Here is a 7,117-nt window from a genome sequence, read left to right as displayed (position 1 = left end):
CGCGCGGCCGCCCGTGACTGTTCCACGCGGGCCATGGCAGCCTTCAGGTCCAGATTCGATGACAACGCCTCTTGCATGAGCGCATCGAGGTCCGGGTCGTCAAAAAGACGCCACCAGTCCTCGGCAAGGCCGGGCTGCGCCTGCTCGGCGTCTGTCGCGCTCTTGTAGGCGGCCGGCGGGTTCAATTCAGGGCGTCGATAGTCCGGCCCGGTGACGCAAGCCATCAACAACAGCGGCAATGTCAGGCCGCCTGCCGCGCGGAACCACCTTCCCGCCTTGTTGAACTGCATGTTGCCTCCCTCTGCACTTCGAGAACCGTTACTCATGGCGCAGCGCCTCAATGGGATCGAGCCGGGCCGCCTTGCGCGCGGGGAAATAGCCAAAGACAACGCCGATGGCGCCGGAGAAGAGAAAACCCACTATGACTATGGGCGCATTGAACACGAAGGGGACCTTCAGCACGCCCGCCAAACCGTAGGACGCCGTCAGGGCCAGCGCGATGCCAATCAGACCGCCGAACGACGCCAAAACGACCGACTCGACCAGAAACTGCAGCAGCACCTCGCGCTCCAGCGCGCCGATGGCCAGGCGCGTGCCGATTTCGCGCGTCCGTTCGGTCACCGACACGAGCATGATATTCATGATGCCAATCCCGCCCACGAGCAGGCTCACCGCCGCCACCGCGCTCAACAGGCCCGTGAGCACCTGCGTCGTGCCGGAAAGCATCGTGGAGATCTCTTTCAGGTCCATTACGTTGAAGTTGTCGTCTTCGTTCGCGGAGAGATGACGGCGGACGCGCATCAACCGGCCAATATCCACCTTCACCTTGTCCGTGGACATGCCGTCCTTCACGGAGACTTGAATCAGGCTTACGTCGTCGTTGCCCGCGATGCGCCGCTGGAAAGTGCGCAACGGCACGATGATGATATCGTCCTGGTCCTGTCCCATGGTCGATTGGCCCTTGGCTTGAATCAGCCCAATCACCTCACAGGAAACCTTGCCCACCCGGATCTTGCTGCCGATTGGGTCCTGTCCGCCGAACAAGTTGGCCCGGATGGTCTCACCGATAATGCACACGGCCACACCGGACCGCGATTCCGAGTCGGTGAAGATGCGTCCTTCGTTCAAGCGTCGGTTGACAACGTCAAAATAAGCGGGCGTCGTACCCGTCACCTGCGTGGAGCAGTTCTCGTTCCCGTAGATGGCCGTGACGCTGCTGGACGATACGGGCGCCACGGCCCGCAGCGTCGTAATTTCGCGCGTGATGGCTTCCGCGTCCGCCAGCTTGAACGGGGCGCTGTTGCCGCCTTGCCCCGGCCCCATGCGTCTGCCCGGTGTCACCATCATCAGGTTGCTGCCCAAGCTCGATATCTGCTCCGTGACCTGTCGCGTGGCGCCGCCGCCGAGCGTGACCAGAATGATCACGGCGGCTACGCCGATTATGATGCCCAGCATGGTCAGAAAAGACCGCATCTTGTTGCGGCGCAACTCGCGCAGCGCGAGCAGGAGTGCATTGCCCAGCATCAGTCGTGCTCCTTCCGCCCGTCGTCGCTGGAAATCAGTCCGTCCTTGAAATGCACGGTCCGCTTGGCGAAGGCGGCCATATCCGCCTCGTGCGTAACCATGACGATGGTGATTCCCTGCTCCCGGTTGAACGTGGTCAATAGTTCCATGATCTCGATGCTGCGCGCGGAATCCAGGTTGCCGGTCGGCTCGTCTGCGAGCAGCACGAGCGGTTCCGTCACGATGGCGCGCGCGATGGCGACACGCTGCTGCTGGCCGCCGGACAACTCGCCCGGCGTGTGATGCTCCCAGCCCGTCAACCCGACGGAGTCCATGGCGCTGCGCGCCCGCTTATGCCGGGCGCGCACAGGTTCACCCCGGTAGATCAGGGGAAGCTCCACATTCTCCAGCGCGGAGGTTCGGTTCAGCAGGTTGAATCCCTGGAACACGAAACCCAGATACTGGCGGCGCAAAAGGGCCCGCTGATTGCGCGTCAGGGTACGCACCTCGACACCGCAAAAGCGGTAGGCGCCAGAAGTGGGCGTATCCAGACATCCGAGGATGTTCATGCACGTGCTCTTGCCCGAGCCGCTGGGTCCCATGACGGCCACGAATTCGCCGGGGTAGATGCGCAGATTCACGCCACGCAGAGCTTCCATGGCAGCCGTGCCGACGCCATAAATCTTGGTGACGCCGGCCAGCTCAATCAGCGGCGCGCCCGCGCTTCCGTCCGTGTCGTCAGGGTTCATGGCGCTGTCGCTTCCGTGTCGGTGACCACGTCCATGCCTTCTTCCAGCGCGCCGCCGGTCACTTCCGTCATCCTGCCATCGCTCAGTCCCTTGGTGATGGGAACCATCGTAAGCTGGCCCTCGCGCAGAACCCACACGTGCTGGTCCTTGTTCCGCAGACCAACCGTCTCGCGCGGTGTGGACTGGGGCGGCGGCGGGTGAGGCAGGATCGAGGACAGGAGGCCACCGGCACTGCTCGACGTCTCCTGGGTATGGGTTTGCGGCGGCATGAAGCGCAATGCCGTGTTCGGAACGAGCAGCACGTTCTCGCGTTTGTCCACCGTTATCTGGGCCGTTGCGGTCATTCCGGGCCGCAACGACAGGCTCGAATTGTCTACCTTCAGCACCGTCTTGTAGGTGACGACGCCGTCGACGGTCTCCGACCCGAAGCGCACCTGCGTCGTGCGGGCGGGAAACTGCCGGTCCGGATAGGCGTCTACGGTAAAGGTCGCGGCTTGGTCTTCCCGGACCACGCCCACGTCCGCCTCATCGACGTCCACCTGGAGTTCCATCTGCGCCAGGTCCTCCGCCAATGTGAACAGCACTGGCGACTGGAATTGCGCGGCCACCGTCTGCCCCGGCTCGATGGACCGCACCAGCACGACCCCATTGATGGGCGACCGCACCACCGCCTTCTCCAGGTCGGAACGGTTCGCGTCAAGCGAGGCCTGAGCCTGCGACACAGCCGCCTTCGCGCTGGCCTCGTCCGCCCGCGCCCGCGCCTGCGCGGCCCGCTGCGTGTCAAATTCGCTCTGCGACGGCATCTTACCGTCGCTCAACTCGCGCACCTCGTTGAGCCGGGCCATCTGCGCCTCGGCCTCCTGCACCGTAGCCTGCGCCTGAAGCAGTCTCGCTTTCGCGGCTTCGAGCGCCGCCTGCGACTGCAGTGCCTGAGCCTCCAGCTTCGAGGTATCGAGCCGCGCCAGCACCTGCCCCACCTCCACTGTGTCGTTGTAGTCTACTTCTACCTCGTTGATCGTTCCCGAAACCTCGATGCCCACCTCCACCTGCTTGATGGGTTCGAGCGTCCCAGTTGCGCTCACCGTCACCACCAGGTCGCCCCTGCGCACCGCTTGCGTGACGTAGGCGACGCCGTTCGTCTCCTTCTGGTTGAGACGGTATACTCCATAACCCACCGCCACCCCGGCTAACAAGAGTAGCACGAGAACATTCCTCACGCGGCGAAATCTCGAGCGGGTTTTGCCAGCACCAAGGGCCTTCGCTACGTCTGCACTTTTGGTCTTGCTGGGATCACTCATGATTCGGCTCCGCTCCTGTTCCATGCACATGGCCACCGTCCGCCGCGGGCCGGCGAACCGCCCGAATCCCGCCCAACGAAAACTCGAGTATGTGCCTCGCGAGAAGCCTCACATCCGCCGGATGAAGGCCGAACATCGCCCGCGGCCCCCGGTCGGCGGGCCCACGGCCTGCGATGAAGCACTGTGCCACGATGCTCATCTCGCACCAGTCGACAGCCCGCGGAGGCGCGTCCGGCCCCAGCATTTCCCTGAGAATCCGCTGGATATGCTCGCGGTCTCGCGCCAGCTGCCGCGCCAGCATTTCCTTGAGCAGACCCGTCGGGTCGAAAAGCTCCGCCATCCGGATCCGGTGCAGGTCTCCCAGGTGTTCCGGATCAAACATGCGGCTGAGATGGGCATGAATGAACGCGTGAAGACGCTGTTCCGGCGGCTCTGTTACGGGCAGTCCGCCGTCCAGAGGGTACAAGCGTTCCGATTCCTGGGTCAGGTGCTGGAAAACGGCCTTGTACAGGCTTTCCTTCGACGTGAAGTAGTAGTTGACCGCCGCGACGTTGGCGCCCGCGCGGCGGCAGATTTCGGCATGGGTAGCGTCCCGGTATCCTTTTTCCGCAAACACCTTGCACGCAGCCTTCAGAACCCGCTCCTTCTTCGTCTCTCCACGACTTGGACTGTTCATTCTGCGCCCTCTCATAATCGCAATGCACATTTAAATTATGCATTTCAATTATAGCGTGGAGTCGCGCGCATTGCAAGGGGTGCGTCTCAGGAACGCGTCAACAAACAAGCGACTCAAGGTTCGGCACGCTCCACATCACTGCTTCCTCCTGGTTCGCCAATCGCGCTATCCGTGCATACCATACCACCGCTTGGCAGCCGCGCAAATCGCCCGTCCCGCTGGTCTCAAGTGCTGTACAGACTGTACTGGCATGAATCCTGCTCCCCCTATCGTGTAGGGTACGTCCTGTGACGCGCCCGGTCTTGCAGGTATCCTGAACAAGGGGATTACGTGCGATGCAGTCGGATTCTTGGGACACGCCGGTCACATCGGCACTGGCGAAGCGGCTGGACTCCGTGCGCGCGGAAGTCGAGACCGCCATGGACGCGGCACGCGCGCGGGCGGCGGCGCGCCTGGTTCGTGCGGGTGTCGCGCCCGGCGCACAGGGGCGCATCGAGTCACTCCTGACCGCGTCGCGCAAGCGCGTGGATGAATTGCTCGGCCCGCGCGATAAACCGGAGCCGGCTCCAGCGCTTGCGCTTGGCGTGCCGGACCTGCACGCGCTGGAACGGCTCCTCTCCCACGTGCGTCACAGCGTCGTGCGCGTGTGCTTCTACAACCTGAAACTGTTCTGCCCGAGTCTTGTCGATGAATTTGACGCGCATGTGGCGGAGAACATCGCGACAAGCCTGCGCCAGCTTGCCCCGGCCACCAATGAAATCCGCGCCTTTTTCGCCATGACGCTCGGCGGCGGACGCACCGTCGCCGCGCATTTTCCCGTCGCGCAGCGCCGTGCCGAGTCCGCCCTCGGCTCACTATCCGCCGCCGCAAAACCCATCGAGACGCGTATAGGCGACGCGCGGACGCGCCGGGAATTCGCGGCTGCCGTTCCCGGCCATATCGACGCCGTCATGGCCGCGCTTGCGGGCATCCAGGCGGAACTCGACGCGCGCAAGGTGGCCGTATCGGACCTAGCGCGCGAAGCGGTGCAATTGTCCGGCACGGAGACCTGCGCCGCGGGCCTGGAAATCATGCTGGAAACGCCGCCGTGTCCGCGCGTATTCGGCGATGCGCCGCGTCTGCTGAATGTCTTTCTTGAGTTGATCCATAACGTGGTGAAATACTCCGGCGCACGCACCCTGCGGGTCGGCGTCTCCCCCACGCCCGACCGGCTGTGGGTGCAAACCTCCTTTGAAGATAACGGACACGGCATGTCATCTGGCCTGCTGGAAACCTGTGTTGCTCGCGGCGTCTCGACGGGCGGCAGCGGCGAGGGGTTGCCCATGGTTGTGGCGGTCGTCGAAGGTGGTCATCTGGGCCGCTTCAGTATCGATTCCGAAGAAGGGTCGGGCTGCCGGGCAACGGTCCGCCTGCCGGTCAAGCTACAGATTGGCGCCCTGCAATCAGGGACATGAAGCACCATGACGGAAATCCTGGTCATCGACGACGATCTTGGCCCTTTCAAGCCGGGCATAGAGCAGGCGCTCAGGGGGTATAAGCTCCATTACGCATGTTCGGGCACCGAAGGATTCGCGGTCCTCGAACGCCACCCCGGCATCGCCGCGGCGCTGCTCGACGTCATGATGCCCCCCGCGTTCGCGACTGTGGAGGAACGCGAGGGAATCGAAGTGCTCAAACGTATCAAGGCCGCCTATCCGGACCTGCCCGTAATAATGTTGACCATCCTTACGGACGTTGACTTGGTGGTCGAGGCCATTCAGTCCGGCGCGTTTCACTACATCCCGAAACCGCTCGACCGTGACAAGCTGCGCGGCACTGTTCAGCGCGCCGTCGAGACCTCGGCGCTGCGCGAACGCGTCGTTGCCATGCGCCGCGCGCGCGATGTGCTGCTCCATGTGCAGGGCGTCGACGCGCAACAGCGCGACGTCTTCCACGGCATGATCGGAGCCCATCCCTTGATGCAGCAGCTCTACGAACAGATCGAGCGCGCCGCGCCGTTCGAGGACATGAACATCGTGTTTCTCGGCGAGTCCGGTTCCGGCAAGGACCTGGCCGCGCGCGCATTGCACGCATGCAGCCCGCGCCGGGACGGGCCGTTCATGGCCGTTAATTGCGCCGCCTTCCAGGAAACCATGCTTGAAGCCGAATTGTTCGGACACGAGAAGGGCGCGTTCACCGGGGCCGGCGAACGACGCGACGGCCACTTCCAGCGCGCGCAAGGCGGCACTCTTTTTCTCGACGAAATCGGCGAAATACCGGTCAATCTGCAGAGCAAGCTGCTGCGCGCGATCGAGCAGAAAGAAGTCGCGCCTGTCGGCGGCGCGCCCATTTCCGTGGACGTCCGCATCGTCTGCGCCACCAACTGCGACCTCACCTCGGCAAAGGACCGGGGCGGTTTTCGGGCCGACCTCTACTACCGAATCTGGGATATCCCCATCGTTGTGCCGCCGTTGCGCCGCCGCAAGGAAGACCTGCCTCTGCTCGCGCGTCATTTTGTCCGCGCCTTCGAAAAGACCAATGGCATCGCGGCTTCCATTGCGCCCGAGGCCCTCGCCGTTCTCGCGGAATACGGCTGGCCCGGTAACGTCCGGGAACTCGCCTCCATACTGCGGCGGCTGGCGGTGTTTGCGCCCAACGGGGCCATCACGGCGTCCGCCGTGCGGCAAGTCTTGCGCCTGCCGGCGGATGCGTCCTGCCGTCCCACCGAGCCCCGCGGCACGCTGCCCATTCACGCGGCGGCGCCGGAACCGGACTCTTGCGAATACCCTGTTATCGAGGACCTCACGGAATTCCGCCGCGTGCACGGCGAGGCCCGTTTGAGAGAAGTCATCCAGCGCGCGTTGCGCGAGGCCGGCAATGCGCGCGCGGCCATGGCCCTCCTGGGCATGCCG

The 7,117-nt window shown here is 63.9% G+C and carries 7 protein-coding genes; 2 read left to right on the top strand and 5 right to left on the bottom strand.

Going from position 1 to position 7,117, the window contains the following annotated elements; all coding sequences use genetic code 11:
- The 5 genes from KA184_11440 to KA184_11420 all read right to left on the bottom strand — a co-directional run.
- Positions 1-290, bottom strand: a 290-nt coding sequence (locus KA184_11440; protein MBP8130181.1) for an RND transporter, incomplete at its 3' end; no start/stop codon positions are given.
- Between the two features lie 28 nt (positions 291-318).
- Positions 319-1,524, bottom strand: coding sequence for an ABC transporter permease (locus KA184_11435; protein ID MBP8130180.1), 1,206 nt, complete (start codon positions 1,522-1,524; stop codon positions 319-321).
- Positions 1,524-2,252: an ABC transporter ATP-binding protein gene (locus KA184_11430; GenBank protein MBP8130179.1), complete on the bottom strand. Its 729-nt coding sequence runs from the start codon at positions 2,250-2,252 to the stop codon at positions 1,524-1,526. Before KA184_11430 ends, KA184_11435 begins: the two co-directional genes overlap by 1 nt.
- Positions 2,249-3,550 (bottom strand): efflux RND transporter periplasmic adaptor subunit, encoded by a 1,302-nt coding sequence (locus KA184_11425; protein MBP8130178.1) that lies wholly within the window; start codon positions 3,548-3,550, stop codon positions 2,249-2,251. The genes KA184_11430 and KA184_11425 overlap by 4 nt, the downstream gene beginning before the upstream one ends.
- Positions 3,543-4,226 carry a CerR family C-terminal domain-containing protein gene (locus KA184_11420; protein ID MBP8130177.1) on the bottom strand — a complete coding sequence of 228 codons (684 nt, stop codon included), beginning with the start codon at positions 4,224-4,226 and terminating at the stop codon, positions 3,543-3,545. The genes KA184_11425 and KA184_11420 overlap by 8 nt, the downstream gene beginning before the upstream one ends.
- Before the next feature lie 335 nt (positions 4,227-4,561).
- On the opposite strand from KA184_11420, the gene KA184_11415 reads away from it, so the two are divergent.
- Complete coding sequence (locus KA184_11415) at positions 4,562-5,680, top strand: HAMP domain-containing histidine kinase (GenBank protein ID MBP8130176.1); 1,119 nt, start codon at positions 4,562-4,564, stop codon at positions 5,678-5,680.
- Between the two features lie 6 nt (positions 5,681-5,686).
- Positions 5,687-7,117: sigma-54-dependent Fis family transcriptional regulator (locus KA184_11410; GenBank protein ID MBP8130175.1), on the top strand; the 1,431-nt coding region annotated here is incomplete at its 3' end.

The organism is Candidatus Hydrogenedentota bacterium (genome assembly GCA_018005585.1).
GTDB lineage: Bacteria > Hydrogenedentota > Hydrogenedentia > Hydrogenedentales > JAGMZX01 > JAGMZX01.
The sequence above is the reverse complement of the archived record's forward strand: the minus strand, read 5'-3'. Positions and strand labels throughout refer to the sequence as shown.